A 24,485-nucleotide genomic window follows, 5' to 3' on the forward strand; every position below is an offset into this window, starting at 1 on the left:
CATGTCGACTGCCGAGACGCGCCAGCCCGCCCATCGGAGCCTGTTCATCTCCCTGGTCAACGACGCATCACTCTTCCCACCGGCACGGCTGCCGATGGACGAGGCCCTGCGGGCCCACGCCGCACACCGCTCGGCCCGCTACGCCGACGTCGTCGGCCCCCTCCTCGTCGGGGTACCCGCCGTCGAGGACCTGACCACGGCCCTGGCCTCCGGGGCTCCCGTCCCACCGGCGATCGGGCTCGTCGCCCGGCCCGGGACCGCCGTCAGGGACATCGATGCCGCCCTGGCGACGCTGCGGACCCTCGGGACCGCGCGGCTGGTCTCCCTCGACACGGCGTGGTCCCCAGACTGGCGCAACCTCGACTTCGGCGAGTTGGTGGTCAACCTCGAGGTCGGCCGCGAGGGCCGGGCCCGGGCCCTCGACGACATCGCCTCCGCGAGCGACTTCGTCGACGTGCGGGCGAAGTTCCGCACCGGTGCCACGCCGGCGTGGGCGTGGCCGACGGCCGCGGAGCTCGCGGACGTCCTCGTCGGTGCAGAGGCACGATTCCTGCCCCTGACCCTCACGGGAGGGCTGCACCACGTCGTCCGGGGTGAGTACTCCGTCGACGGCACGCCCGAGGAGCAGCACGGCCTGCTCAACGTGCTCGTCGCCGTCCATGCCAGCGCCGGCGGCGCCGACGAGGGCACCGTGCGCGACCTGCTGGACATCCGGGACGCCGAGGCGCTGGCCGACATCGTCGCCGGCTGGTCGAGCCCCGACATCGCGGCCGTGCGCACGGCCCTCACCGGGTACGGGTGCTGCGACGTCACCGACCCCATCCGCGAGCTGGAGGAGCTGGGCCTCCTCACCAACACTCGGGAGTGATGCTCAGGAGCGCTCGCGGGACTGCGCGCCGACGACGACCTGGGTGCGGGCGACCTTGTCGTGCAGCGCCTGTCGTCGGGGGTCCAGGAGTGGCCACAGGAGGTCCAGACCGCGGAAGACGATCTCGACCAGGCACGTCAGGACCCACAGCACCCGCAGGATCATCGGCAGGAGCATCCGCAGGAAGGCCGTGCGGAAGTCGAGTGGCCCCGGCCGGTCCACGCGGCGGACCGAGATCCCAGCCATCATCTTGCCGGGCGTGGCTCCCCTGGCGACGAGGAATCCGATGCCGTAGGCCGCCTGGACGACGACCATGATGCCGACGGCGACGAAGAGGTACGTGTAGTCCAGGTACTGGAGGTAGCCGGAGGCCTCCTCGAGGGTGATCGGGTCGGGCGTCCCGCTCATCGCCCCCTCCATCGCCCGCCGCCAGTAGTCAGCCATGAAGAGCCACCAGGCCCAGCCCGAGGTCAGCAGGACGACGACGCCCATGATCACCGTGTCGATGAGGTAGGCGACGACCCGGGACCCGTAGCTCGCCAGCTGCTGACCGTCGGCGGTCGTCGACCCCGCGGTCGGGGAGCCCGAGCCCGCAGGCGGTGTGCCCCACCCGGGTTGCGGCTGCGGGTGATGCGGCGCCGGTGCACCACTGGGTCGCCCGAAGACGTCCCGGTCGGGGCCGCGCTGGCCTCCGTGGTGGGGGGCGGAGCCGGTCGGGGTCTGCCCGGCCGAGCGGGTCTGGCGGGGGACGCGGTGATCGCTCCAGACGACCCCGTCGAAGTATCGGAGCTGGGTGTCGTCCTCCGGGTCGTCGTACCAGCCGGCGCGCTCGGGGATGCTCATGTCCTCACGATCTCATGTCGTCGCTCGAGGCCGGCACGGCCTCCCGGGTCCTCGTCGGGAGTGCCGCCACCGTCTCGGGGTCACCGTGGCCTCGCCGCCAGACGACCAGCGCGACGGTGATGACGAGGAGGACCGCGACGGCAGCCACCGTGCCCGGCCAGCGGGCAGCGGCCGCCAGCCAGGCCCGTGCCGCCGCGAGGCCCACCGTGGCGTACAGGGTCGCCCAGAGGAGGGACCCCAGGGTCACCGCCGGCAGGTACCGACGCAGGGGCATGCGTGCGGCACCGGCGGCGCCGATCACGGCGGTCTGGATGCCCACGGTGAGGAAGCAGGCGACGACGGCGATCGGCCCCCACCGGTTGACGAGATCACGGGCCCGTGCCCAGCGGGGTGAGGGGCCCCCTTCGCCGGACCCCAGGTAGCGCCGTGACCCTGCGGCCGCACCCCTGGCGAGCCAGTACGTCGCATTGGCTCGCAGCATCACGACCACGAAGAGGAACCCGAAGGTCGGGAGGAAGGCCGACCAGGTCACGCCGGCCCACCGTCCGTGGCATGCTCCGGAGCCGCCGTCCCGGTGAGCGGCGCCGGGGGCAGGGGCGCGTCCATCGGTGCCTCCTAGAGGTGAGGGTTACCTAACCCTACCGGTGGCCGCACCTGCGGGAGACGCTCCCCTCGCGTCACAGGTTGCCGCGCTTGTCCTGCTCCCGCTCGATCGACTCGAAGAGCGCCTTGAAGTTGCCCTTGCCGAAGCCGAGCGAGCCGTGCCGCTCGATGATCTCGAAGAAGACGGTCGGGCGGTCACCGAGCGGCTTGGTGAAGATCTGCAGCAGGTAGCCGTCCTCGTCACGGTCGACGAGGATCCCGCGGGCCTTCAGCTCCTCGATCGGCACCCGGACCTCACCGATGCGCTCGCGCAGCTCCGGGTCGTCGTAGTACGCGTCCGGGGTGTTGAGGAACTCCACGCCCTCGCGCCGCAGCTCGTCGACGGTGCGCAGGATGTCGTTCGTGGCCAGCGCGAGGTGCTGCGCGCCCGGACCCTTGTAGAAGTCGAGGTACTCGTCGATCTGGCTGCGCTTCTTGGCGATCGCCGGCTCGTTGAGGGGGAACTTCACCCGGTGGTTGCCGCTCGCGACGACCTTGGACATCAGCGCGGAGTACTCGGTGGCGATGTCGTCACCGACGAACTCGGCCATGTTGGTGAAGCCCATGACGCGCTTGTAGAACTCCACCCACTCGTCCATCTTGCCCAGCTCGACGTTGCCGACGATGTGGTCGAGCGCCTGGAAGAGGCGCTTCGGGGCGCCCTCGCGCTTGACGAAGGTCGACGTCCTCTCCACGTAGCCCGGCAGGTACGGACCGTCGTAGGTCTTCCCGTCGACCTCGCGCTGGATCAGGGTGTGCCGCGTCTCGCCGTAGGTGGCGATGGCGCCCATGCGGACGGTTCCGTGGTCGTCGCTGACCACGTGGGGCTCGTCGAGGACGGTCGCGCCGGCCGAGCGGGCCTGCTCGATGCACTTGTCCACGTCGGGGACCTCGAGGGAGATGTCGACGACACCGTCACCGTGCTCGGCGTGGTGGGTGATGAGCGGGCTGTCGGGGCGCACAGCGCCCTTGAGCACGAAGCGGATCGAGCCGGAGCGCAGCACGTAGGACTTGTGGTCCATCTGGCCGTTCTCCGGGCCGGAGTAGGCGATCAGCTCCATGCCCCAGACGTTCTGGTAGTACATGGCCGCCTGGGTCGCGTTGCCGACGACGAAGGTGATCGCATCCCACCCGGTCACCGGGAAGGGATCGGAGGCCTCGTCGTACTCGACGAGCCCGACGAGCTGCTTCAGCTGGGCGAGGTCGAGCTCGGCCTCGCGCTCCTGCTTGGTGAGTTCAACGGCGGTGTTCGACATGGTGTCAGCATGTCCACCGTCACACTCGTACGCAATCCATCGACCGTCGAGTGCACACGGTGCGCAATCTGTTGCCACGACATTCGTCCTGTGATGACAATCTGTCCATGACCTCCCGCAGAGCCCACGAGGCCGTGATCGACGACCTGGACGCCCGGCTGATCGCCCTCCTCAGCGAGCAGCCGGCGATCGGCGTCCTCGGCGCCTCCCGCGAGCTGGGCGTCGCGCGGGGCACCGTGCAGGCCCGCCTCGACCGGCTCCGGGCGAAGGGGGTGATCCGCACCCTCGCGCCCACCGTGGACCCGGCTGCGCTCGGCTACCCGGTGACGGCGCTGTGCACCCTGGAGATCCGGCAGCGGCTGGGCCACCAGGCCGTCGTGGACCACCTCAGCTCGATCCCCGAGGTCCTCGAGATCCACTCCACGACGGGGGCCGGTGACCTGATCATCCGCATCGTCGCCACCGACAACGCCGACCTGGGGCGGGTCATCGACGAGATCATCGACGACACGCACGTCGTCCGGGCCAGCACATCGGTGTGCCTGGTGACGCACCTGGAGATGCGCACGGGCCCCCTGGTGGAGGCCGCAGCCCGCCGCCCCGCCGACGGCTGAGCGCGGTATCCGCTCGAGGGGCGGTGCCGCGAGACCTAGAACCGGTCGCCGAGCATCCCCCAGGCGAGGAACAGCGTGCCGAGCACCATGCCGTAGTGCGCGACCCGGGACAGCCACGGGCCGCTCGTCCACCCATCGCCGCGGAAGCGCTCCACGTGGCGGCCGCGGCCGCGGCGCCAGCGCGCGAGGAAGCTCAGCCCGATGAGCGAGGCGAGGGCCAGGGCGATGATCGCCAACCACGCGGACGTGCCCGAGGAGACGACGTCCAGCAGGCGCAGGGCCACGAGCAGCAGTCCGGTGCCTCCGGCGGCGGAGTGCAGGTTGAGGATCCACGGTGCGATGTCGGTCATCCCCCGCCGACCGCGGTACTTCCGCAGCCGCACCTGGGTGAGGACGAGTGCCACCACCCCCAGTGCCACGAGGAACCACGCGATCGCTGTCATTCCCCCATGATGCCCAAGGAACCTCCCCCGGTGTGGGAGGGCGGCGCGACCGGGGTCAGCGACGACCGACGAACCAGCGGCGGATCCGATCGATCCGCTCGGTGACCTGCTCGCTGCTCGCCTGGGCGAGCTCGGGGCCACCGCAGGCGCGTCGCAGGTCCATGTGGACGTTGGCGTGCGGCGAGCCGGTCTTCTGCGCGTACGCCGAGACGAGCTTGTTCAGCTCCTTGCGCTGCGAGGCCAGGGCACGGTGGGCGGCGACGGGGGCGTCGTCCTTCGCCCTCGTGGCGCCGGTGCGCCTGGACTGCTTGGTCTGGCGCTCACTGAGCAGGGCGTGCACCTGGTCCGGCTCGAGCAGTCCGGGCAGGCCGAGGTAGTCCTGCTCGTCCTCGGAACCGACCTCGGCGTGCAGACCGAACTGCTGCGCGTCGTAGAGCACGTGGTCGAAGTGGGCGTCGGACTCCAGCGCCTCGAAGGCGCCCTGCAGCTCGTCGCTCGCGGACTCGCTGCGGTTGGCCGCCGCGAGCATCCCCTCCTCCTCCGACCACATGGGTGCCTCGTCATCGGACGACTCGGGCCGGTCGAGGGCATGGTCGCGCTGCTCCTCGAGGGCCCCTGCGTGGGCGAGGATGATCGGCACGCTCGGCAGGAAGACGCAGGCGGTCTCACCGCGGCTGCGGGCGCGCACGAATCGGCCCACGGCCTGGGCGAAGAACAGCGGCGTCGAGGTGGAGGTGGCATAGACGCCGACGCACAGACGGGGCACGTCGACCCCTTCGCTGACCATGCGCACGGCGACGAGCCAGCGGGAGGTGTCGGACGCGAAGTCCTCGATCCGCTGCGAGGCGCCCGAGTCGTCGGACAGGACGACCGTCGGCTTCTCCCCGGTGATCCCGTGGAGGATGCGCGCATAGGCGCGGGCCTGGGTCTGGTTCGACGCGATGACCATCGCCCCCGCGTCGGGCACGCCCCGGCGCACCTCCGTCAGGCGTTTGTCGGCGGCCGCGAGGACCGAGGGGATCCACTCCCCCTTCGGGTCCAGCGCGGTCCGCCAGGCCTGGGCGATGACGTCCTTGGTCATCGGCTCGCCGAGTCGTGCGGCGACCTCGTCACCGGCGCGGGTGCGCCACCGCATCGCCCCGCCGTAGGCCATGAAGAGCACCGGACGCACGACGCCGTCGCGCAGGGCCTCGGCGTAGCCGTAGGTGTAGTCGCTGCTGGAGCGCAGGATGCCGTCGTCGCCGTACTCGTAGCCGACGAAGGGGATCGGGTTGGTGTCGGACCGGAAGGGGGTCCCGGTCAGGGAGAGGCGGCGCACCGCCGGCTCGAAGGCCTGGCGGATCCCGTCGCCCCAGGACTTGTTGTCGCCGCCGTGGTGGATCTCGTCGAGGATGACCAGTGTGCGCTGCTCGCGGGTGCGCTGCTCGTGGACCGAGGGCCGGGAGGCCACCTGCGCGTAGGTGACGGCCACGCCGTCGTAGTCGCTGGAGGTGACCGCGGTCGTGTTGGAGAACCGGGGGTCCAGGTGGATCCCCACCCGACCCGCGGCGTCGGCCCACTGCGTCTTCAGGTGCTCCGTCGGCGCGACGACGGTGATGTTGGTGACCTCCCCCGCCGACAGCAGCTCGGCGGCCACCCGCAGGGCGAAGGTCGTCTTGCCGGCCCCCGGCGTGGCGACCGCCAGGTAGTCGGCGCGACCGGAGTCGAGATACTCCCGCAGGGCCTGCGCCTGCCAAGCCCGCAGCTTGCCGGCGGTACCCCACGCCGCCCGCCTCGGGAAGGCGGGTGACAGGTTGGAAGCGGCAGACTGACTCATCGCAGGGTCACTGTAGATCGGCCCGGTGACCGGACGCGAAACGCCTCACGGAGATCGGCTCAGGAGCGCACGTCCTGGGCGAGCATCGTCTGCAACCCGGTGCCGAGGTCACCGTGGACGTCGGCGAGCGCGGTGTGCACCGTGCCGCCGTGGCCGGGGCTGGCGAGCGCCTGGGAGCTCATCCGGATCCACTCGCCCTCGGGATCACGGTCGAGCACCACGTGCAGGTTGCAGTTGACGTAGGTGTGCCTGCGGGGGTCGACGGTCATGGTGATGCCGCCCCCGGAGTCGGCGAGGACGAGCGCCCGCTGCCACGGTGACGGCTCCTCCCCCGCAACGAGAGGCACCCGCTGGCGCCCCCAGGCCACCGCGGTGCCACCGGTGCCGGGACCGCCCTCGAGCGCGCGCCACTCGACGCAGCCGAGGTAACCGTCCTCGTGGGCTCCCGGCATCAGCAGCCCCAGGACGTGGCCCTCCTGGTCCGGCACCGGGTCGATCTCGTCGGGTCGGTGACCGCGCAGGCGGGGGAAGTCGTCCGGTGTCCGCACGATCCGCCAGCCGCGGGCCAGGACGACGGGCGTCCCCGAGGCACTCAGGGTCGCGTCGAGCAGCTCCATGGAGCGGCCCTGCCGGACGGTGCGCACCTCGACGTCCAGGGGTGCCACCGGGATCGGGCCGAGGATGTCCAGGCGCAGGTCGGCCAGCCGCATCAGCTCGCGTGGCTCGTGCGCCTCCATCGTGCGCGCGACGAGCGCGGACGGCGGGCCGGCGTGCTGCGCGTGCGGGCTCCACGGACCTGCCGTCGTCGGGAGGGACTCGTACCGGCCCTCGTCGAGCCGGCGGTAGAAGGACTCCACGAAGGGCTCAGTCCTCGCCGTCCTGCGGGTCGCGGAGGCCGTCGTAGATCTCCTTGCAGATGGGGCACACCGGAAACTTCTCCGGGTCGCGGCCGGGCACCCACATCTTCCCGCAGAGGGCCTTGACCGGCTCGCCGGACATGGCGCTCTCGAGGATCTTCTCCTTGCGCACGTAGTGGCTGAAGCGCTCGTGGTCACCCGGCTCGGCGACCTGGGGCTCCGCCTCGGTGCGCTCGAGGACTGCGGTGGAGGGGCCGGCGGGCCCCGGGGACGGCGTGCCGGGCTGGTGGGGGTCGACGGGCGTGCTCATGCCCCCATCCTATGCGGGCACGCTCAGTTCAGCGCAGGGTCGACCGGGTAGGTCGAGACCCATCCGACCGGCCCGGGCTGGCGCCGGAGCACCCGTCGCCACAGGGTGGCCGGGTCCGCGTCGAAGACGTCCCCGACCTCGGCGTCGACGACGTACCAGCCGCCCCGTGCCTGCTCATCGGCGAGCTGGTCGGCGCTCCACCCGGAATAGCCGGCGAAGATGCGCAGGGCACTCACCTGCGGCCAGACGATCTCCTGGGGGGTGTCGAGGTCGACCAGCGCCACCGCGCCGAAGAGGCGCTTGAGGCCCGGCGGGGGCTCCACGTCGCCGGGCAGGCCGGCCAGCCCGATCGCGGAGTCCAGCTGGACCGGCCCCCCTTGGAAGACGCGACGCGGCTCGCTGGCACCCTCCTGCCAGCCCGGCAGGACGTCGTCGACGGGAGCGTCGAGGGGCTTGTTGAGCACCACGCCCTCGGCGGTCTCCTCGTCGTGCTGGAGCATGAAGACGACGCTGCGGGAGAAGAGGTCGTCCCCCAGCTCGGGCGTGGCGACCAGCAGCTTGCCGGCCAGCGAGGTCTCCATGGGGAAACCTTAGGCCCCTTGCGCGCCCCGACGGCCCTGACCGCCACCACGGCGCTGGTGTCGGTCACCGTCGCGACGACGGTCGTCCCCCCGGTGGCTCCGGGCGCCGCGCGGCCCCCGGGTGCCGGAGTGGCGACGTGCCGGTCGCGGGTCGACGAGCTTGCGGAAGTCCGCCTCGGGGATCGGCTCACCACTCGGCTCGGTGGCGCCGATGTCGGCGAGGACCTGGTCCTCGGGTCCGACCTTCGTCGGCCGGGCCTCGAGGCCGGCGGCCGAGGCCATCCGGGTGACCTCACGCCGCTGGTGGGGCAGGACGAGGGTGACGACACTCCCCTTCTCCCCCGCCCGGGCGGTGCGTCCGGCGCGGTGGAGGTAGTCCTTGTGGTCGCCCGGCGGGTCGACCTGCATCACGAGCGAGACGTTGTCGACGTGGATCCCCCGGGCAGCCACGTCGGTGGCCACGAGCACCGGGATCGCACCGGTGCGGAAGGCACCGATGACCTTGTTGCGCACGTTCTGGGCGAGGCCACCGTGCAGGGCGGCCGCGGGGACGCCCTCCTCACGCAGCTGGCCGGCGATGCGCTCGCAGCCGAGCTTCGTCCGGGCGAAGATCACGGTGCGACCGGGACGGGAGGCGACCCGAGCGGTGATCGTCTTCTTGTGCTGCGGGTCGATGAGGAGCAGGTGGTGCTCCATCGTGTCGACGCTCGCGGCGACGTCGTTGGTGTTGTGCGTGACCGGGTCGACCATGTACGCGTCGACGAGGTCGCCCACACCACGGTCGAGCGTCGCCGAGAAGAGCAGCCGCTGGCCGCCGGGGGCGCACTCGTCGAGGATGCGGGTGACCGACGGCAGGAAGCCCATGTCGGCCATGTGGTCCGCCTCGTCGAGGACGGCCACCTCGATCTGGTCGAGCGTCAGCGCGCCGCGGTCCAGCAGGTCCACGAGGCGTCCCGGGGTCGCCACGAGCACGTCGACGCCACGGTCGAGTGCCGCGGTCTGGCCGGTGTAGGACAGTCCGCCCGCGACGAGCTTGTGCCGCAGGCCCATGACGTGCACGAGCGGCTCGAGCGAGTCGCTGACCTGCATGGCCAGCTCCCGGGTCGGGACGAGGACCAGGGCGCGGGGCCTGCGGCTGCGCGCGCGGCCACCCGCGAGGCGGGCGAGCAGGGGCAGGCCGAAGGCCAGCGTCTTGCCGGAGCCGGTCTGCCCGCGGCCGAGCACGTCCTTGCCGGCCAGGGCGTCCGGGATGGCCGCCTCCTGGATGGCGAAGGGGGTGGTGATCCCGTCGCGCGCCATACGCTCGACGAGCACGGACGGCAGCCCGAGCGCGGCGAAGCCGTTGTCCTCGGCCACGTCCACGGGGCCGGTGAGGGAGGTGCGGGAGGACTTGGTCCAGGTGTCGGCCTCCATGCGCAGCGCCTCCGGGTCCTCGACGGGCTCCACGGGACGGCGGGCCTGCTCACGCTCGAAGCGCTGCGTGGGGCGGCGACGGTCGTCGTCGCGACGGGGACGGCGGTCGTACCCACCACGGCTGTCCTCGCGACGCCGGTCACCGGCGCGCTCGTCCTCACGACGGGGACGGCGGTCGTAGCCGCCACGGCTGTCCTCGCGTCGTCGGTCGGGGCCCCGCTGACCGCGGTCCTCCGCGCCGTCGCTGCGCACGCGTGGGGGCCGGCCACCGGGGGCGCCGTCGCGCTCGCGCCACCGGTCCTTGGTCCGGGGTGCGTCACCAGCCGGTCCCTGGCCGCGGTGCGGACGCTTGGGTGCGCGCTGCGAGGCCGCCTTCTTCTTGGCGGCGGCGTTCTTCTGGGCGGTCGTCCAGCGTTGCTTCTTCTTGGGCGGCACGGGGCAGCTCACAGTTCTGTCGAAATGGATGGGTGAACCCGCAACTCTTCGCGGGCGACATCCACAGTCGAAAGCGGCGTGCGAGCTCCTAGGGACGGCGACGACGTGGTCGCCGAAACCACAATGATACCCCGATTGACGCCCCCGCCACGCCACCCAGGTCAGCGACGAGGTCCCAGGGATCACCGGACCTGCCCGGCAGGTACACCTGCTGGACGGCTTCGCTCACCGGAGCGTGGAGGAGGCAGGCCACGGCGACGAGCACCCACCACCACCGTCGTGCGAGACCCGCGACGAGGACGGGGGCGGCGAAGACGAGGGCGTGGACGAGCTTGTCCGCGTGCGGGATCGGCGCCGGCGGCCCGGGTGCGGACGGCACGTAGAGCACGACGATCTGCAGCGCCAGGAGCAGACCCACACCAGCGGGCACCAGCAGCCGTGCGGACCGGTGTTCGTTCACCGGAACAGCACAACACACGGTCCTTTGACGACGCCGCGGGCGTGCGGCCTACCATGGAACCCATGACCAAGATCACCGATCTCGATCTCGACCTCTTCCGCTCCACCGTCTCGGGCGAGGGCACCGTGATCGTGGACTTCTGGGCCACCTGGTGTGGCCCGTGCCGTCAGTTCGCGCCCGTCTTCGAGTCCGCGGCCGAGGAGCGCTCGGACATCACCTTCGCGAAGGTCGACATCGACGACAACCCCGAGCTGGCTTCGTTGGCGAATGTCTCCTCGGTGCCCACCCTGATGGCCTTCCGCGACGGGATCCTGCTCCACCAGAGCGCCGGCGCCCTGCCCAAGGCGCAGTTCGAGCAGCTGCTCGATGCCGTGCAGGACGTGGACATGGACGAGGTCAAGGCCCAGGTGGCCGAGCGCGAGCACGCCACGGAGTGAGGCGAAGGGGGTAGCCATCCCCCCGTCGATGTGGTTGCGTGGAAGGACCATTCACCACAGGAGGTCACTCGCATGGGCATGGACGACAAGATGGAGAACGCCAAGGACGAGAACGTCGGCAAGGCGAAGGCCGCAGCCGGCGAGGCCACGGGCGATGAGAAGATGCGCGCCGAGGGCAAGAACCAGGAGACCAAGGGCAACCTGAAGTCCGCCGGCGAGAAGGCCAAGGACGCCTTCAAGAAGTAGACCCACCAGAGACAGCAGAAGGGCGGGACCGTGACGGTCCCGCCCTTCGTCGTGCTGCGTGACGTGACCAGGATGGTGGAGGTGGCGGGAATCGAACCCGCGTCCACTGGTAGACGAACAGGGCTTCTCCGGGTGCAGTGCGCTATGGATTTTCTCGGCCCCGGGGCTCGCGCGCACACGTTCCCCGACGGGCCCAGTCGCGTTGAAGTCCCACAGTGTCCCGCGACGAAACACTGCAGCAAGATCTCTAGCTGACGCTGGGATCTAGGCCGAGATCGAGCCTAGGCCAACGGACTTCGGGCTCGCTCAGGCAGCGAGGGCGAAGTCGGTGCGCTTGGAATCGGCACCTATTGGTTTGCACGGGGCGTTAACGAGATAACCGTGCATCCTCGACCCGCTTCCCCTGAAGGACTGACCAGTGTCGAAACCGATCACCCCCATGGGATGGACACGTCACGCTGTTGAGTTGTGCGATTCAGTATTGCCGACAACGTCGGCGACGGCCAAACTCATTCCCGCACCGGCCACCGATGCGCGACGAAGGAGCCCCGACGGGCTCAGTGGCGACCCTTGAACTGCTCGGACATCGCCCGGTCGGCCTCTCTCCGGTCCTGCTGCTCTCGCAGCGCGTGCCGCTTGTCGTAATCGCGCTTGCCCGTGGCCAGCGCGATCTCGACCTTGACGCGTCCGTTCTTGAAGTACAGGGACAGCGGCACGATGGTGCGCCGGCTGCCCTGGACCTTCAGGGCCAGCTTGTCCAGCTCGGACCGGTGCAGCAGCAGCTTGCGGCGCCGGCGGGGCGCGTGGTTCGTCCACGTCCCCTGGACGTACTCGGGGATGTGCACCCCCTCGAGCCACAGCTCGTCGCCGTAGAAGATCGCGAACCCGTCGATGAGGCTGGCCCGACCCATGCGCAGCGCCTTGACCTCGGTGCCCCTGAGCGCGAGACCGGCCTCGTAGGTGTCCTCGATGAGGTAGTCGTGGCGGGCCTTGCGGTTGCGGGCGACGACGAGCTCACCCGGCTCCTTCTTCTTCTTGGCCACGGGACTCCCCCTTCGCTGCTCGACCTGTCCGGGGTCACGGTACCCGCTGGGCCGCGCGACGACGCCATCGGTTGTGCCGTGGGGCGAGCTGCTAGAGCCAGCGGCGCGGGTCGGTCGGGGTGCCGTTCTCCCGGGTCTCGAAGTGCAGGTGGCAGCCGGTCGAGGTGCCCGTCGTGCCCACGTACGCGATGACCTGGCCCCGCTCGACGTGGCCGCCGGTGACGGTGAACCTCTGCAGGTGGTTGTAGGTCGTGGCCAGGGAGACCCCGCGCTTGACGCCGTGGTCGATGACCAGCTGGTTGCCGTACCCGCCGGCGACGCCCGCGCTGATGACGGTCCCGGAGGTCGCGGCGTAGACCGGGGTCCCGCAGTTCGCGGCGTAGTCACGACCGGAGTGCAGGCGGGAGGTCTGGTGGATCGGGTGGAAGCGCAGCCCGAACTCGGAGCTGACGTACCCGCCGCTCGGCGCCCTGAGCACACCGGTGTCGGCCGGGGGCTTCGGCGGCTTCGGGGGCGGCGGTGGAGGCGCCGGCGCCGGCGCCGGGGAGCTGGAGCTCTTCCTCGAGGCGCGCTCGCGTTCGCGCTCGCGGGCCTGCTGCTCGCGACGCTCCTGCTCCCGGCGGGCACGCTCACGCGCCTTGGCCTCGCGACGCTCCTGGGCCGCGCGGGCCTTGCGGATCTCCGCCTCGCGGATGCGTGCCTGGCGGGCGCGCTCCTCGAGGATCTTGGTCAGCTTGTCCGACTCGGCCTGCAGGCTCTCGACGCGTTCGGCGTCCTTCGCCTTCTCCCGCTCGAGGGCGGCCGCCTGACTCGACTGGTCCTTCTCGAGGGACTCCAGGTCGGCCTGGGCGGCGTCCGCTGCGGAGCTGGCCTCCGTCGCCGAGGCGAGCGCGCTCTCCTTGGTCTCCTTGGCCTGCTTCGTCTGCTCCCGCAGCGCCTGGAGCCGGTCACCCGTGGAGACGAGGTTGGCCCGGGATGTGCTCAGGTCCTGCAGGGCAGCGCCCTGCGTCTCACCGACCGACTCGGCCATGATCATCTTGTCGATGAAGTCGCTCGGGTCCTCGCTGCCGACGGCCACCGACATCGTGCCGATGCCGTCGCGCTGGTAGACCTTCCCGGCGAAGCTCCCGACCGCGCTGCGGGCCCGGGAGATCTTGGTGCTCGTGGTGCGCAGCTCGTTCTCGGCCTTGCGCTCGTTCGCCTGGGCCACCTCGTGGGCGGCCACTGCGTCGTCGTAGGCACTTCGGGCCTCCGCCTCGGCCGCTGCGGCCTCTTCGGCCTTCGACTTGGCCGCGGGCAGCTTGCCCCGGGTCCTCTCCAGTGCCTTGTGCGCCTCGACCAGGTCGCCCGAGGTCTCGTGCAGGTCGCCCTCGGCCTCGGACAGCCGCTCCTCGACCCGCTCCTTCTGCTGCTTCGGCTCCGGCTCGGCGGAGGCATGGGTGACAGCGCCCGTGAAGAGGCACGCCGACAGCGTCACGCTCACGAGTACTCGAGCGCGTCGAGCTGCGGGGGGACGGTGGTCAGGTCGCATCGGGGGCCACATTAGTCACATCCATCTCAGGAGCACAGTCTTTGCCATGGATCGGCGCGGCGGATCAGACGCGCAGATAGCGCCAGAGGGTGACCGTCGAGGTCCCGATGGCCAGGAGGACGACCCCGACGACGAGGAACGGAGCGATGACCCAGACGTCGTCGGCGGAGATGAAGGCCGTGCCCGCGGTCTCCCGCAGCAGGTACCGGTCGAAGAGTGCCCACGCGGACACCCACAGCAGTCCGATGGACATCACCACCCCGACGAGACCGGAGAGGACCGTCTCGAGGATGAAGGGGGTGCGGATCGTCCCGTTGGACGCTCCGACGAGCTTCATGATCGCGATCTCGCGACGACGGGTGAAGGCGGCCTGCCGGATGGTCGTGGCCATGAGCAGCACCGCGGAGACCAGGGTCAGACCGGCCAGCCCCACCATCACTGCGGTGATGATGTTGATCGCCCGGAACAGCGGGGCGAAGACCTCACGCAGGTTCGGCACGCTGGCCACGCCCGGGGCGCCCTTGAAGGCCGACGCCACCGTCGCGTACTCCTCCGGCTCGCTCAGCTGGACCCGATAGCTCGCCGGGATGTCCCCGACGCGGATGTGGCTGGCGAGCGGGGAGTTCTTGTAGTCCTCCTTGAACCGCTCGTACGCCTCCTCCTCGTCCTCGTAGTACACGTCCTTGACCAGGGGCTTCATCTCCTCCAGCTGGGAGGCGATGGACTCCTTCTGGTCCTCCGTCACCGCGCCGGAGGAGCAGTTCGGCTGGGCGGAGGTCCCGGTGCACAGGTAGATGGAGACCTGGACGCGGTCGTACCAGTAGCCCTTCATCTGGTCGACCTGCTTCTGGGCGAGCAGACCGATGCCGAGGAGGTACATCGAGATCATCGTCACGAGGATCACCGAGACGGCGATCGACTTGTTGCGCCGCAGGCCCTCCCAGGCGTCGGCGAGTACCGAGGGCTTCATCGCAGCAGGTCCTCCGCGTCGTCGTCCCAGTCGTCGAGGGCGTGCACCTCGCCCAGGGGCGGGTCCTCGGGCGGCGCCGGCCGGTCGGGACCCTCCTCCGCCCGCTCCGCCTCGCGCTCCTCGCGGTCCCGGGTGTCGACGACCTTGGGCACGTAGCTGCCACCCGTCTCGTCCCGGACGATGTGACCGTCCTCGAGCTCGACGACCCGCTGGCGCATCTGGTCGACGATGACGTTGTCGTGGGTTGCCATGACGATCGTGGTCCCCGAGTCGTGGATGCGGCGCAGGAGCTTGACGATCTCCATGCTGGTCGCCGGGTCGAGGTTGCCGGTCGGCTCGTCGGCGAGCAGCACCGGCGGCTTGTTGACGAAGGCGCGGGCGATGGCGACGCGCTGCTGCTCACCACCGGAGAGCTCGTGCGGCATCCGGTCACCCATGTCGGCCAGGCCGACCATCTCGAGGGTCTCGGGCACGAGGGCACGGATGGCACGCTGCGGTCGACCGATCACCTGCAGCGCGTACGCGACGTTCTGCCTGACCGTCTTGTTCGGCAGGAGGCGGAAGTCCTGGAAGACCGTGCCCACCTGCCGGCGCAGCTGCGGCACCTTGCGCTGGGGCATCTTGCGCAGGTCGTGCCCACCCACGAGCAGACGCCCGCTGGTGACGACCTCCTCGCGGATCGCCAGCCGCACGAGTGTCGACTTGCCGGAGCCGGACGCACCGACGAGGAAGACGAACTCGCCGCGCTCGATGTTGAGGTCGATCCCCTCCAGCGCCGGGTGGCTCTGGCTGGGATACCTCTTGGTGACGTTCTCGAATCGGATCATCGACTGCTCGTGGCCTTTGGGAGGGGACGAAGGGGGCAAACGGCCGCCTGCAGGATAAGCCGCGCCCCCGGTCGGCTCGTGGCACCCGCGTGCTCTCGGCGCGTTACGACGAGAGCGGCACCCCGGTCGCGACGGGAGCGGGGTGCCGTGGCGCCGAGATCCGGTCAGTCGTCGGACTTCGCCTGCTCGATGCGCCAGCGGATGCCGGCCTCGATGAACTGGTCGATCTCGCCGTCGAAGACGGCCGAGGGGTTACCGGTCTCGTGCTCGGTGCGCAGGTCCTTGACCATCTGGTACGGGTTGAGCACGTACGAGCGCATCTGGTCGCCCCAGCTGGCCTTGACGTCGCCGGCGAGCTCCTTGCGCTCGGCCGCCTCCTCGGCCCGCTTGGCCAGCAGCAGCCGGGACTGCATGACGCGCAGCGCGGCCGCGCGGTTCTGGATCTGCGACTTCTCGTTCTGCATCGACACGACGATCCCGGTGGGGATGTGCGTCATCCGCACGGCCGAGTCCGTGGTGTTGACCGACTGCCCACCGGGACCGGAGGAGCGGAAGACATCGATCTTCAGGTCGTTGTCGGGGATCTCGATGGAGTCGGTGCCCTCGATGAGCGGGATGACCTCGACCGCCGCGAAGGAGGTCTGACGACGGCCCTGGTTGTCGAAGGGTGAGATCCGCACCAGGCGGTGGGTCCCCCCTTCGACGGAGAGGTTGCCGTAGGCATAGGGGATGTTGACCTCGAAGGTGGCCGACTTCAGGCCCGCCTCCTCCGCGTACGAGGTGTCCATGACCTTGGTCGGGTAGCCGTGGCGCTCGGCCCACCGCAGGTACATGCGCATGAGCATCTCGGCGAAGTCCGCGGCGTCGACGCCTCCGGCGCCGGCGCGGATCGTCACGACGGCCGCGCGCTCGTCGTACTCCCCCGACAGCAGGGTGCGCACCTCGAGCTGGCTGACCGCCTTGGCGACCTTGGCCAGCTCGGCCTCGGCCTCGACGAGGACCTCGGAGCCCTCCTCGCCACCTTCCTCCAGACCCATCTCGACGAGCGCCTCGAGGTCGTCGATGCGGGCGTCCATGGTCACGATGCGCTCCCGCTCGTGGTTGGCCCGGGAGAGCTCGGACGTGACGCCCTGCGCCGTGTCCGGGTCGTCCCACAGGTCGGGCGCCGCCGCCTGCTGCTCGAGGTCGGCGATCCGGGCCTCGAGGGCCTCGAGGTCGGTCACCTCGCGCACCGACGACATGGTGGTGCGCAGGTTCTGGATCTCGGATGTGAAGTCGACTGCCACGATCAACCACCCTACGGCAGGTCGACCTGCGCTCAGCCGCCCCGGGGGCTGCTGGAGATGAAGGGGTTGATCCAGCGGGTCTTCGGGTCCCGGTCGATGAGCAGCGTCTTGACCAGGAGGGTGAAGGGGATGGCCAGCAGCGCACCGAGCGCGCCGAAGACGTAGGCCCAGAACACCAGCGACAGGAAGGCCGTGGTCGCGTTGATGCCGACGGCGTCGCCGGTGAACTTCGGCTGCAGGATGCCCTGGATGACGAAGTTGACGACGCTGTAGATGACGATGACCCAGAGCATCGTCGACACCCCGCCCGAGAGCAGCCCGATGAAGGCCGGCGGGATGAGGCCGAGGACGAAGCCGACGTTGGGGATGTAGTTCGTGACGAAGGACAGCAGGGCGAAGGTCATCGCCAGGGGGACACCGAGCCACACGAGGGCCGCGTAGTCGATGACCGCGACGATCAGGCCGAAGATCGTCGAGACGATCCAGTAGCGGCGCACGCGGTAGCCGAAGTCCACGAGCGCGTCGGCGACATCGGGCTTCTGCCGGTGGATGGCCTCGAGGCGGATGCCGAACCCTCCGGAGTCCATGACGAGGAAGATCATCACCGTGAGCAGGAAGAGCATCGTCGTCGTCAGGCCGGTGACGGTGTTGGCCAGGGATGTGGCGATGCCGGTGAGGTTGCGCATGTCGAAGTTGGTGATCGCCCGGTCGATCTCGTCGGCCTCGACCCCCCGCTCCGCCAGCAGCAGGCGCAGGTCGGTGATGACGGCGGTGAAGGTGCTCGTGTAGTCGGGTTTGGCCAGCTCGGTGGCGAAGCGGCTGGCCGCCACGCCGATCGAGGCACCGAGTGCGGCGATGATCCCGTAGAGGATGGCGATGAGCAGCAGCCCGGAGACCGCGGTGGGCAGGACCCGTCGCAGGGCCTTGTAGACCGGGTACACGGCGATGATCAGGGTGACCGCGAGGAACGTCGGGGCGACGATCCCGGCGACCTCCTTCAGGCCGAAGATGGCGACGATCCCCGCCGCCCCACCGACCAGGAGGGTCAGCGTCGGCGGCAGGGAGATGACGGTGGTCGGTCGCGTGTCCGGGTGCTCGTGGTAGCGGTCCGGGTCGTCCAGCTCGCTGAGCGGGATCGTCTCGGCCCTCGCCGTCGTCGGGGCGGAGACGCTCCCCTCTGTGGTGTGCACGACCTCCGGCTGCGGCTCTTCCCTGACCTCGGGCTCCGGGTCCACCTCGGCACAGGGCGTGCGCTCGGACGGCTCGTCCACGTGTGCCTCCTCCAGGTCCCGACTCACGGTCTCTCTGCGGAGTCATCGTGTCAGGTCGGAGTGACGGATGTGGGCCTCAGCAGGACGCGGTCGTCCCACCACCGGCGTAGGCACATCTGTCGATCCGGGTCCCGTCGCCGGCCAGGAGGGTCGCGACGTCGCCGCTGTTGTTCCAGACCGCGGTGTTCCACCGCGCGTACAGGTGGCCGCCGCCGTTCGTCCCGGACCCGGAATGCACCGACACCGATCGCCCCGCACCGAGGGAGTAGCTCGGCATCGTGAACGCGCGACCGACCTCGTCGCGCAGGACGATGTCGGCGAGGTTGACCGTCGCTGCGGTGACGTTCTTGATCACGACACGCTCGGTGTTCGGCGCGTACCGCTCATCGCCGTCGGGGTCGTAGACGATCGAGACGAACCGGAGACCACCGGATACCGACGTGTCGCCGCCACCGGTGGTGCCACCGTCACTGGTGCCGCCGGTGACGATGCGGGCCTTGCTGACCCGCACGATCCGGTGGCTGCACGACGTCGCGTACGAGTTCAGGGTGCTCTTCTCGGCGCGGTCGACCACCAGCCCCCAACGCACCTTGACCGCGACCCAGTCGGTGACGTACCTGCACCGCTGGTTCGGTGGCATCCACTCGCCCGGGTCCCGGTCGCTCTTCGACTGGTTGAGGTTGTCGGTCATCGCGTTGAGCGTCCGGCGGTCACGCAGGTCGTTGGCGAAACGCTCGCGGGTCCCGGCGTTCCACTTCTTGGCGCCGGAGTCCCAGGCCTCGGCCAGCGCCACGTGGTGGTCGACGTCGACGTCGGAGGCCCGGTACCAGGTGCGTCCGTCGTATCTCGAGCGCCACGTGCCGTCCAGGACGGTGCAGCCACCAGTGACCGCCCGCTCTGACTCCTGACGCAGCACCTCCGAGCGGGTGTCCTGGCAGTCGCCGTTGGTGTCTACCCAGTGCCGGAACTTCGAGCGTGCGTACCCGTACCGGGTCTCTGTGGCGACCGGGAGGCGCCGGGTGCGCACGATGAGGGACTCTGCGTGCGGCCGGACCCGGACGTTGACCCCGGCACGGTCGGACCGACCGTGCCGATCGATGACCTTGTACACGACGCGGTAGTCGCCCCGGACCTTGTCGCGCGGCCGGAAGCGGATCTTCGTGACGTCGACGACCTCGGCGCGCAGCTTGGCGGGCGCCTTGACGATGCGCACCCGTGCCCGACCCGCGTGGACCAGGGTGTCGTTGGCCAGCGGTCGCTCCACCGCCTTCGTCCCCGCCTGGACGGTCAGCGCGTCGTCGCGTGCGACGGGTGCCTTGCCGTGTGCCTGCGCCGGAGCCGGCGCCAGGACGAGTGCCATCAGGACCGCCAGCCCCAGGATGAGCGCGTGCGCCATCTGGGCGCGTGCACGTGCATGCATGAGTTCCCCACCTTGCTCGGGCCGGTCCAGCCCGGCGCTCCCCGACCGCTGCAACCCCAGTGGCCCCAAGGCAGGACTATAGCCCACCCGGGCGGCCTCTCCGGCCCCTTTCTGGCCCGCGGCGGAGCGATCAGGGTGCTGTGGCCAGGTCGGCTCGCGCGCGGGACTCGACGGTCACGGAAACCGAGCTACCCAGCGATTGCAGCAGGCCACCGACGAGGGGCAGGTCGGCTTCGGCCGTGAGGCGGACGAGGGCTGTGTGCCCGTCCGGCGTCCCGGTGCCACCCGCCACGGACCAGCTCTCGAGACCGTGGGGGCGCTCCCGCCCGGCGAGGTGCTCGACCGCCACGCCGCGCACGCCCTCGTCGGTCAACGGCAGGGACCGGCCCAGCCCGCTCTCGTAGATCTGTTCGGCTCCCTCATCGGTCGCCGCGAGCGCGGCGGCGTCGGCCGCATCGAGCAGCCGCATCCGCGAGACATGCACCGAGGTGACCGCCAGTCCGCCGATGATCACCGTCATGGCGATGACCGTCAGCCCGAGGACGAGGACGGTCAGCTGGCCGTCCTCGTCACGGAGCCGGGTCCGCACGAGCGGGACGAGCCTTGTCAGGCGTCGTGCGAGATCGCGAAGGGGGGTCATCGCGCCTCGTACTCCGGGACCGGCGCCACCTGCGTGGCGGAGACGGGGATCTCCAACGGCACCACGTCCGCGAGGAACGCCGGCGCCAGCGGCAGCGGCACGGCCACCGCGGCCCGTGTGGTCACCGACGCACCCGGGGAGAGGCACGGGCTGGCCGTGCACGACAGGCCCAGCTGTCCCTGACCGCCGAATCCCTGGTCCGCGAAGGCGATGTCGGCGGCCGTGTGGGAACGGGCCCGGGCGGACTCGTCGTCCTCGGCCGTGACGAAGGCCCGAGCGGACTCCCGAGCAGCCTGGGTCACGGCGTAGGAACCGGCCTGCAGCCGGGCGAGGCAGAGGACCAGGTACACCAGCGGGACCATGAGCAGGATCGCCAACCAGGAGAACTCGATGACAGCGCTCCCCCCGTCGTCGGCCAACCGTGTGCGCCAGGTACTCACTGCTGCTCCTCGAAGGCCCGGCCACGCACCTCGAGACCGCCGCCGGGACCGAGGGGGCCCACGACGGGCAGCGGGGCACTGACGTCGACGACGACGACCCGCACGTCCGCCCCGATGGTCTGCACGCTGGCGGAGACCCCGCCTGCGAACCGGCTCGACAACGATCGGGAGATCAGCTCCCGGGCACGGCCTGCACCCTGCTCGGGCGTCGCACCCTCCCGCGCCCCGTAGCGAGCCCCTTCGGCGGCGCAGCTGATCAGGGTGTTGCGGACGTGCAGTGCCAGTCCGAGCTGGAGGACAGCGAGGAAGACGAACATCAGCAGGGCCGAGGTCATGACGAAGTCGACCACCGCTGCCCCCCTCTCCCCATGGACTTCGCGGGCAGCACTCACGGGCCGTTGGCGACGTCGTCGAGAGCCTGCTCGAACATCGACGTCAGGCGCTCCCCGGCGACGGCCCACAGACCGGTGACGAGAGCCGCGGTCATGAGGGTGATCAGCACCCAGCCCGGCACGTCGCCGGTCTCGTCGTCGAGGCGCGCGACCGCCCGACGCGCGACGTCGCGCAGCCGGATGTGGGCCTTGATGAGCTGGTCGGACATGTGGTTCTCCTTCGTGGCGTGGTCTTGCTTGTCGGTTCACATCTGGAACTGGAAGAACGAGAGGCCCGGGAAGAGCGCGAAGACGACGGTCACGGGAAGCACACCGAAGACGACGGGGATCATCATCGTGATCTCCTTCTTCCCGCCGACCTCCATGATTTGGCGGCGTCCTTCCTCACGCACGTCCTGGGCCTGCGCCCGCAGGACGTCGGCAAGGGGCGTGCCCCGCTCCACGGCCACGACGATGCCGTCGACGAAGCGGGACAGCGAGATGAGGCCGGTGCGGTCGGCGAGGCCCTGCAGCGCCTTCTGGAGACTGGCACCGGCCCGGGCATCCGCGAGGCAGCGGCCGAGCTCGTCGGACAGCTCGCCCTCGGAGAGGCGGACGACCCGCTCGAGGGCTCCCGTCGTGCCCTCCCCCGCGCCCACGGCGAGAGCGAGCAGCTCGGCGACGGTGGGGAACTCGGCGAGCATCCGTTCCTCACGCCGGTTCGCCTCCCGGCTGAGCAGTGTGTCGCGGATCACTACGCCGCAGCCGAAGCCCAGCGCGACGAGCAGAAGGAGCAGTACGGGCGAGCGCCCCTTGCCGGTGACGGCGAGGACGCCGAGCGCACCGCCCAGGCCAGCACCGGCGAAGCCGTAGACGACCTGCTCGGCCCGGAAGTGGTCGGTGTCGGGGACGCGTCCTGCCCGTTGCAGTCGACGGCGCACCGAGTGCGTCCCGCCGAGCACGGACTCGACACGGCCGGCGAGGTCGGTGACCAGTGGACGCAGGACGGTCGGGATGACCGCGGCGAGCGGCACCTGCTCGGTCTGGAGGAGGCGGGAGGGGCGGGGCGTGTCGCGCAGGTAGGGCGCCAACCGGTCATCGAGCGTGGGCCGTCGGTGCCGCGGCAGGCCCTGGTGGACGAGCAGCACGCCCAGCACGAGGACGAGCCCGAGGGCGGCCCCACTGCGTCCCGGGCCGAGGGAGTGGATGAGATCGGTCATCGCAGCACCCGGCCTTCCTCGGGAAGGCGCCCGATGCGGACCATGACCTGGTAGGCCACCACCGAGGCAGCAGCACCGAAGGCGAGCACGACCGCTCCGGCACCCGTGTTGTAGGCCTGCACGGACTCCGGGCGGGTCGAGAGGAAGGCGAGGACGATCCACGGGGCGGCGACGGCCAGGCGCGCGGCACTGACCGTCCAGGACTGGCGCGTCTCCAGCTCGCTGCGGGTGCGGGCGTCCTCGCGCAGGAACGCCGAGAGGGTCCGCAGCAGCGACCCGAGGTCCGAGCCGCCGACCTCGCGGGCGATGCGCAGGGACTCCACGAGTCGGTCCCCCACGGGGTCGGCGAGCCGCTCCTTGAGACGGTCGAGGCTGTCGTTGAAACGGCCCGTCGTGCGATAGTCCCCAGCGAACTCCGCGAAGGCCGGACGCAGCTCCTCCGGCCCCCGGACCGCGAGCTGGGCCAGGGCCTCCGGGAGCGCCAACCCGGCACGCACCGCGGACGTGACATTGTCGACGACGTCCGGCCACAGCTCCCGCAGCTGCGAGCGGCGTGACCGGGCCCGCATCCGCACCACCGCCACCGGTGCCCATCCGGCCATGGCCGCGAAGCACAGGGCGATGCTCGGGACACGAATCATCGCCGTGCCCATGGCGAGGACCAGCACGAAGGCGATGACACAGGCGACGAGCAGCCCCACCGGCCCCACGCCCCAGTACCCGGCCTGGGCCAGCTCGTCGCGCAGACGACGCAGCACCCGGTTCTCCGTGGGGGTGCGCACCACCTTCTCATCGCGTGGCCACATGGACCACCAGACGAGGAAGAGTCCCGTGCCGAGCAGGGCACCCACGACCACGCCCGTCACGGACGGCCGGACCCGAGGAGAGCGGTCAGGTCGTACCCGGCGCGCTCGAAGCGCTCGCGGTGCGGCGGGTACCCACCGGCGCGCACCAGGGCTCCGTCACGCGTGGTGAAGATGTCGGTCGTCTCCACGATGTCGTTCTCGATCCGGCCCGGCAGGGCCACGATCTCGCGGACACGCCGCGTGCCATCACCCTCGAGCGCGGCGTGGACGACGAGGTCGATCGACCCCGCCACGGTCGGGACGACGAACCGGGACCCGACGTTCTCACCGGCCAGCAGCGGCAGGGTGCACATCTTCGTCACCGCCTCCCTGGCCGAGTTGGCGTGGACCGTGCACATCCCGGGGAGCCCGGAGTTGAGAGCGATGAGCAGGTCGAGGCTCTCGGCCTGACGCACCTCGCCGACGATGATGCGGGAGGGACGCATCCGCAGGGCCTCCTTGACCAGACGCCGCAAGGGGATCTCGCCGGCACCCTCGAGGCTGGGCTGCCGACACTGCATGGCGACGACGTCCCTCCGGGGGATCTTCAGCTCGAACACCTCCTCGCAGGTGATCACCCGCTCGCGCGGCGGCAGCGCCGCGGACAGGCAGTTGAGCAGGGTGGTCTTGCCCGCCTGCGTCCCGCCGGCGACCAGGATGTTCAGCCCGGCCGTCACCGCGGCCTGGAGGAAGGTCGATGCCTCGCGCGTCAACGTGCCCAGTCGCACCAGGTCGTCGAGGTGGTCGGCCTTGACGACGAACTTGCGGATGTTGATCGCCCAGTGCTCCCGGGTGATGTCCGGGATGACGACGTGCAGTCGGCTACCGTCCGGCAGGGTCGCGTCGACGAAGGGCGAGGACAGGTCGATGCGGCGTCCCGACGACTTCAGCATCTTCTCGACGAGGTCGCGCACCTCGTCAGCGGTGAGCACCGTGGTCGTCAGCTCGGCGACGCCGTTGCGCGCGACGAAGACCTGACTCGGCGAGTTGATCCAGATCTCCTCCACGAGCGGGTCGTCGAAGTACTGCTGCAACGGTCCGAAACCGGCCACCGTGTCGAGGACGGCCTTGACCGCGGCCTCCCGGTTGCCCAGCACCGGGAGGCCGCCCTGGATGCTGCGGTCGTCGTAGTCGCTGACGGCCGCCCGCACGAGGTCGGCGACCTCGCCCGACTCGCGCACCGGGTCCAGACCGGTGCGACGGATCAGCTCCCGCACCTCGGTCTCGACCGTCTCGACCGCGTCCATTTCTCGCCCCCGTGGGTGGTTGGTTGTCCTGCGAAGCTGTCCCCTTCGCTCCGAGACGGTAGCGATTTCCCGGAAATTCGCATCTCGAGAATCCACAGGCCAGCTCGTGGACGCGCCGTTCGCCACTCCCCTGTGGACGACGGCGCACCCGCG

Annotated in this window: 28 protein-coding genes and 1 other RNA gene; 4 read left to right on the top strand and 25 right to left on the bottom strand. The window is 70.6% G+C overall.

All coding sequences use genetic code 11. The features are described 5' to 3' along the window. Position 1 precedes the first annotated feature (1 nt). Positions 2-868: a hypothetical protein gene (locus tag O9K63_RS07345; RefSeq protein ID WP_277241944.1), complete on the top strand. Its 867-nt coding sequence runs from the start codon at positions 2-4 to the stop codon at positions 866-868. Between the two features lie 3 nt (positions 869-871). Here O9K63_RS07345 and O9K63_RS07350 read toward each other — a convergent pair whose 3' ends face one another. From O9K63_RS07350 to hppD, 3 genes are all read right to left on the bottom strand, one after another. Then, positions 872-1,711, bottom strand: a complete 840-nt coding sequence (locus O9K63_RS07350; protein WP_277241947.1) for an RDD family protein — start codon at positions 1,709-1,711, stop codon at positions 872-874. Positions 1,712-1,715: 4 nt separating this feature from the next. Continuing rightward, positions 1,716-2,243, bottom strand: coding sequence for a DedA family protein (locus tag O9K63_RS07355; RefSeq protein ID WP_277241949.1), 528 nt, complete (start codon positions 2,241-2,243; stop codon positions 1,716-1,718). Positions 2,244-2,388: 145 nt separating this feature from the next. Continuing rightward, positions 2,389-3,609 (bottom strand): 4-hydroxyphenylpyruvate dioxygenase, encoded by a 1,221-nt coding sequence (hppD, locus tag O9K63_RS07360; protein ID WP_277241951.1) that lies wholly within the window; start codon positions 3,607-3,609, stop codon positions 2,389-2,391. 107 nt (positions 3,610-3,716) lie between these two features. Here hppD and O9K63_RS07365 point away from each other — a divergent pair, with 107 nt between their 5' ends. Then, a complete protein-coding gene (locus O9K63_RS07365) occupies positions 3,717-4,223 on the top strand; it encodes an Lrp/AsnC family transcriptional regulator (RefSeq protein ID WP_277241953.1) in 507 nt (168 codons plus the stop codon). A 35-nt stretch (positions 4,224-4,258) separates the two neighbouring features. Here O9K63_RS07365 and O9K63_RS07370 read toward each other — a convergent pair whose 3' ends face one another. From O9K63_RS07370 to O9K63_RS07400, 7 genes are all read right to left on the bottom strand, one after another. Next, positions 4,259-4,666 carry a hypothetical protein gene (locus tag O9K63_RS07370; RefSeq protein WP_277241955.1) on the bottom strand — a complete coding sequence of 136 codons (408 nt, stop codon included), beginning with the start codon at positions 4,664-4,666 and terminating at the stop codon, positions 4,259-4,261. A 55-nt stretch (positions 4,667-4,721) separates the two neighbouring features. After that, positions 4,722-6,482 carry a DEAD/DEAH box helicase gene (locus tag O9K63_RS07375; protein ID WP_277241957.1) on the bottom strand — a complete coding sequence of 587 codons (1,761 nt, stop codon included), beginning with the start codon at positions 6,480-6,482 and terminating at the stop codon, positions 4,722-4,724. Between the two features lie 59 nt (positions 6,483-6,541). Beyond that, on the bottom strand, positions 6,542-7,339 hold the full coding sequence (locus O9K63_RS07380; protein WP_277241959.1) for a thioesterase family protein: 798 nt from the start codon (positions 7,337-7,339) through the stop codon (positions 6,542-6,544). Between the two features lie 7 nt (positions 7,340-7,346). Beyond that, positions 7,347-7,649, bottom strand: coding sequence for a DUF3039 domain-containing protein (locus O9K63_RS07385; RefSeq protein WP_277241961.1), 303 nt, complete (start codon positions 7,647-7,649; stop codon positions 7,347-7,349). Positions 7,650-7,672: 23 nt separating this feature from the next. Next, positions 7,673-8,230 (bottom strand): YqgE/AlgH family protein, encoded by a 558-nt coding sequence (locus O9K63_RS07390; protein WP_277241963.1) that lies wholly within the window; start codon positions 8,228-8,230, stop codon positions 7,673-7,675. Positions 8,231-8,239: 9 nt separating this feature from the next. Then, the gene (locus O9K63_RS07395) at positions 8,240-10,078 is read right to left on the bottom strand and encodes a DEAD/DEAH box helicase (RefSeq protein WP_277241965.1); all 1,839 of its coding nucleotides are present in this window, start codon (positions 10,076-10,078) and stop codon (positions 8,240-8,242) included. 88 nt (positions 10,079-10,166) lie between these two features. Continuing rightward, entirely contained in the window at positions 10,167-10,538 is a 372-nt protein-coding gene (locus O9K63_RS07400) for a VanZ family protein (protein ID WP_277241967.1), read from the bottom strand. Positions 10,539-10,600: 62 nt separating this feature from the next. Here O9K63_RS07400 and trxA point away from each other — a divergent pair, with 62 nt between their 5' ends. Together trxA and O9K63_RS07410 are read left to right on the top strand one after the other, a co-directional pair. Continuing rightward, the gene (trxA, locus tag O9K63_RS07405) at positions 10,601-10,975 is read left to right on the top strand and encodes a thioredoxin (protein WP_277241969.1); all 375 of its coding nucleotides are present in this window, start codon (positions 10,601-10,603) and stop codon (positions 10,973-10,975) included. A gap of 72 nt (positions 10,976-11,047) precedes the next feature. Continuing rightward, the gene (locus O9K63_RS07410; RefSeq protein WP_277241971.1) at positions 11,048-11,221 is read left to right on the top strand and encodes a CsbD family protein; all 174 of its coding nucleotides are present in this window, start codon (positions 11,048-11,050) and stop codon (positions 11,219-11,221) included. 73 nt (positions 11,222-11,294) lie between these two features. Here the strand turns inward: O9K63_RS07410 and ssrA are convergent. The 15 genes from ssrA to O9K63_RS07485 form a co-directional block, all read right to left on the bottom strand. Beyond that, positions 11,295-11,660: a transfer-messenger RNA gene (ssrA, locus tag O9K63_RS07415) on the bottom strand. 118 nt (positions 11,661-11,778) lie between these two features. Next, positions 11,779-12,264 (bottom strand): SsrA-binding protein SmpB, encoded by a 486-nt coding sequence (smpB, locus tag O9K63_RS07420; protein WP_277241973.1) that lies wholly within the window; start codon positions 12,262-12,264, stop codon positions 11,779-11,781. 91 nt (positions 12,265-12,355) lie between these two features. Further along, on the bottom strand, positions 12,356-13,747 hold the full coding sequence (locus O9K63_RS07425) for a peptidoglycan DD-metalloendopeptidase family protein (protein ID WP_277241975.1): 1,392 nt from the start codon (positions 13,745-13,747) through the stop codon (positions 12,356-12,358). Between the two features lie 112 nt (positions 13,748-13,859). Next, entirely contained in the window at positions 13,860-14,765 is a 906-nt protein-coding gene (gene ftsX, locus O9K63_RS07430; RefSeq protein ID WP_277241977.1) for a permease-like cell division protein FtsX, read from the bottom strand. After that, a complete protein-coding gene (gene ftsE, locus O9K63_RS07435) occupies positions 14,762-15,592 on the bottom strand; it encodes a cell division ATP-binding protein FtsE (RefSeq protein ID WP_277241979.1) in 831 nt (276 codons plus the stop codon). The genes ftsX and ftsE overlap by 4 nt, the downstream gene beginning before the upstream one ends. A 164-nt stretch (positions 15,593-15,756) precedes the next feature. After that, positions 15,757-16,878 (bottom strand): peptide chain release factor 2, encoded by a 1,122-nt coding sequence (gene prfB / locus O9K63_RS07440; protein ID WP_277241981.1) that lies wholly within the window; start codon positions 16,876-16,878, stop codon positions 15,757-15,759. Between the two features lie 32 nt (positions 16,879-16,910). After that, positions 16,911-18,149 carry an AI-2E family transporter gene (locus O9K63_RS07445; RefSeq protein ID WP_277241983.1) on the bottom strand — a complete coding sequence of 413 codons (1,239 nt, stop codon included), beginning with the start codon at positions 18,147-18,149 and terminating at the stop codon, positions 16,911-16,913. A gap of 76 nt (positions 18,150-18,225) precedes the next feature. Next, positions 18,226-19,569 (bottom strand): lamin tail domain-containing protein, encoded by a 1,344-nt coding sequence (locus tag O9K63_RS07450; RefSeq protein ID WP_277241985.1) that lies wholly within the window; start codon positions 19,567-19,569, stop codon positions 18,226-18,228. Between the two features lie 130 nt (positions 19,570-19,699). Then, positions 19,700-20,209: a pilus assembly protein TadG-related protein gene (locus tag O9K63_RS07455; RefSeq protein ID WP_277241987.1), complete on the bottom strand. Its 510-nt coding sequence runs from the start codon at positions 20,207-20,209 to the stop codon at positions 19,700-19,702. Then, positions 20,206-20,649: a pilus assembly protein gene (locus tag O9K63_RS07460; RefSeq protein WP_277241989.1), complete on the bottom strand. Its 444-nt coding sequence runs from the start codon at positions 20,647-20,649 to the stop codon at positions 20,206-20,208. Before O9K63_RS07460 ends, O9K63_RS07455 begins: the two co-directional genes overlap by 4 nt. Then, positions 20,646-20,999 carry a TadE family protein gene (locus O9K63_RS07465; RefSeq protein WP_346771042.1) on the bottom strand — a complete coding sequence of 118 codons (354 nt, stop codon included), beginning with the start codon at positions 20,997-20,999 and terminating at the stop codon, positions 20,646-20,648. The genes O9K63_RS07460 and O9K63_RS07465 overlap by 4 nt, the downstream gene beginning before the upstream one ends. A gap of 38 nt (positions 21,000-21,037) precedes the next feature. Next, the gene (locus O9K63_RS07470; RefSeq protein ID WP_277241990.1) at positions 21,038-21,250 is read right to left on the bottom strand and encodes a hypothetical protein; all 213 of its coding nucleotides are present in this window, start codon (positions 21,248-21,250) and stop codon (positions 21,038-21,040) included. A 36-nt stretch (positions 21,251-21,286) separates the two neighbouring features. Continuing rightward, entirely contained in the window at positions 21,287-22,240 is a 954-nt protein-coding gene (locus O9K63_RS07475) for a type II secretion system F family protein (RefSeq protein ID WP_277241992.1), read from the bottom strand. Next, positions 22,237-23,106, bottom strand: coding sequence for a type II secretion system F family protein (locus O9K63_RS07480; RefSeq protein WP_277241994.1), 870 nt, complete (start codon positions 23,104-23,106; stop codon positions 22,237-22,239). Before O9K63_RS07480 ends, O9K63_RS07475 begins: the two co-directional genes overlap by 4 nt. Then, the gene (locus tag O9K63_RS07485) at positions 23,103-24,332 is read right to left on the bottom strand and encodes a CpaF family protein (RefSeq protein ID WP_277241996.1); all 1,230 of its coding nucleotides are present in this window, start codon (positions 24,330-24,332) and stop codon (positions 23,103-23,105) included. Before O9K63_RS07485 ends, O9K63_RS07480 begins: the two co-directional genes overlap by 4 nt. Positions 24,333-24,485: the final 153 nt, after the last annotated feature.

The organism is Janibacter cremeus, assembly GCF_029395675.1.
In the GTDB taxonomy this organism is placed as follows: Bacteria; Actinomycetota; Actinomycetes; order Actinomycetales; family Dermatophilaceae; genus Janibacter; species Janibacter cremeus_A.

Excerpts from the sequence above, each read along its gene's own strand:
- O9K63_RS07345 (WP_277241944.1), top strand. The coding sequence starts at position 2 with ATGTCGACTGCCGAGACGCGCCAGCCCGCCCATCGGAGCCTGTTCATC.
- O9K63_RS07350 (WP_277241947.1), bottom strand. The coding sequence starts at position 1,711 with ATGAGCATCCCCGAGCGCGCCGGCTGGTACGACGACCCGGAGGACGAC.
- hppD (WP_277241951.1), bottom strand. The coding sequence starts at position 3,609 with ATGTCGAACACCGCCGTTGAACTCACCAAGCAGGAGCGCGAGGCCGAG.
- O9K63_RS07365 (WP_277241953.1), top strand. The coding sequence starts at position 3,717 with ATGACCTCCCGCAGAGCCCACGAGGCCGTGATCGACGACCTGGACGCC.
- O9K63_RS07370 (WP_277241955.1), bottom strand. The coding sequence starts at position 4,666 with ATGACAGCGATCGCGTGGTTCCTCGTGGCACTGGGGGTGGTGGCACTC.
- O9K63_RS07375 (WP_277241957.1), bottom strand. The coding sequence starts at position 6,482 with ATGAGTCAGTCTGCCGCTTCCAACCTGTCACCCGCCTTCCCGAGGCGG.
- O9K63_RS07385 (WP_277241961.1), bottom strand. The coding sequence starts at position 7,649 with ATGAGCACGCCCGTCGACCCCCACCAGCCCGGCACGCCGTCCCCGGGG.
- O9K63_RS07390 (WP_277241963.1), bottom strand. The coding sequence starts at position 8,230 with ATGGAGACCTCGCTGGCCGGCAAGCTGCTGGTCGCCACGCCCGAGCTG.
- trxA (WP_277241969.1), top strand. The coding sequence starts at position 10,601 with ATGACCAAGATCACCGATCTCGATCTCGACCTCTTCCGCTCCACCGTC.
- O9K63_RS07410 (WP_277241971.1), top strand. The coding sequence starts at position 11,048 with ATGGGCATGGACGACAAGATGGAGAACGCCAAGGACGAGAACGTCGGC.
- ftsX (WP_277241977.1), bottom strand. The coding sequence starts at position 14,765 with ATGAAGCCCTCGGTACTCGCCGACGCCTGGGAGGGCCTGCGGCGCAAC.
- ftsE (WP_277241979.1), bottom strand. The coding sequence starts at position 15,592 with ATGATCCGATTCGAGAACGTCACCAAGAGGTATCCCAGCCAGAGCCAC.
- O9K63_RS07450 (WP_277241985.1), bottom strand. The coding sequence starts at position 19,569 with ATGCATGCACGTGCACGCGCCCAGATGGCGCACGCGCTCATCCTGGGG.
- O9K63_RS07455 (WP_277241987.1), bottom strand. The coding sequence starts at position 20,209 with ATGACCCCCCTTCGCGATCTCGCACGACGCCTGACAAGGCTCGTCCCG.
- O9K63_RS07470 (WP_277241990.1), bottom strand. The coding sequence starts at position 21,250 with ATGTCCGACCAGCTCATCAAGGCCCACATCCGGCTGCGCGACGTCGCG.
- O9K63_RS07475 (WP_277241992.1), bottom strand. The coding sequence starts at position 22,240 with ATGACCGATCTCATCCACTCCCTCGGCCCGGGACGCAGTGGGGCCGCC.
- O9K63_RS07485 (WP_277241996.1), bottom strand. The coding sequence starts at position 24,332 with ATGGACGCGGTCGAGACGGTCGAGACCGAGGTGCGGGAGCTGATCCGT.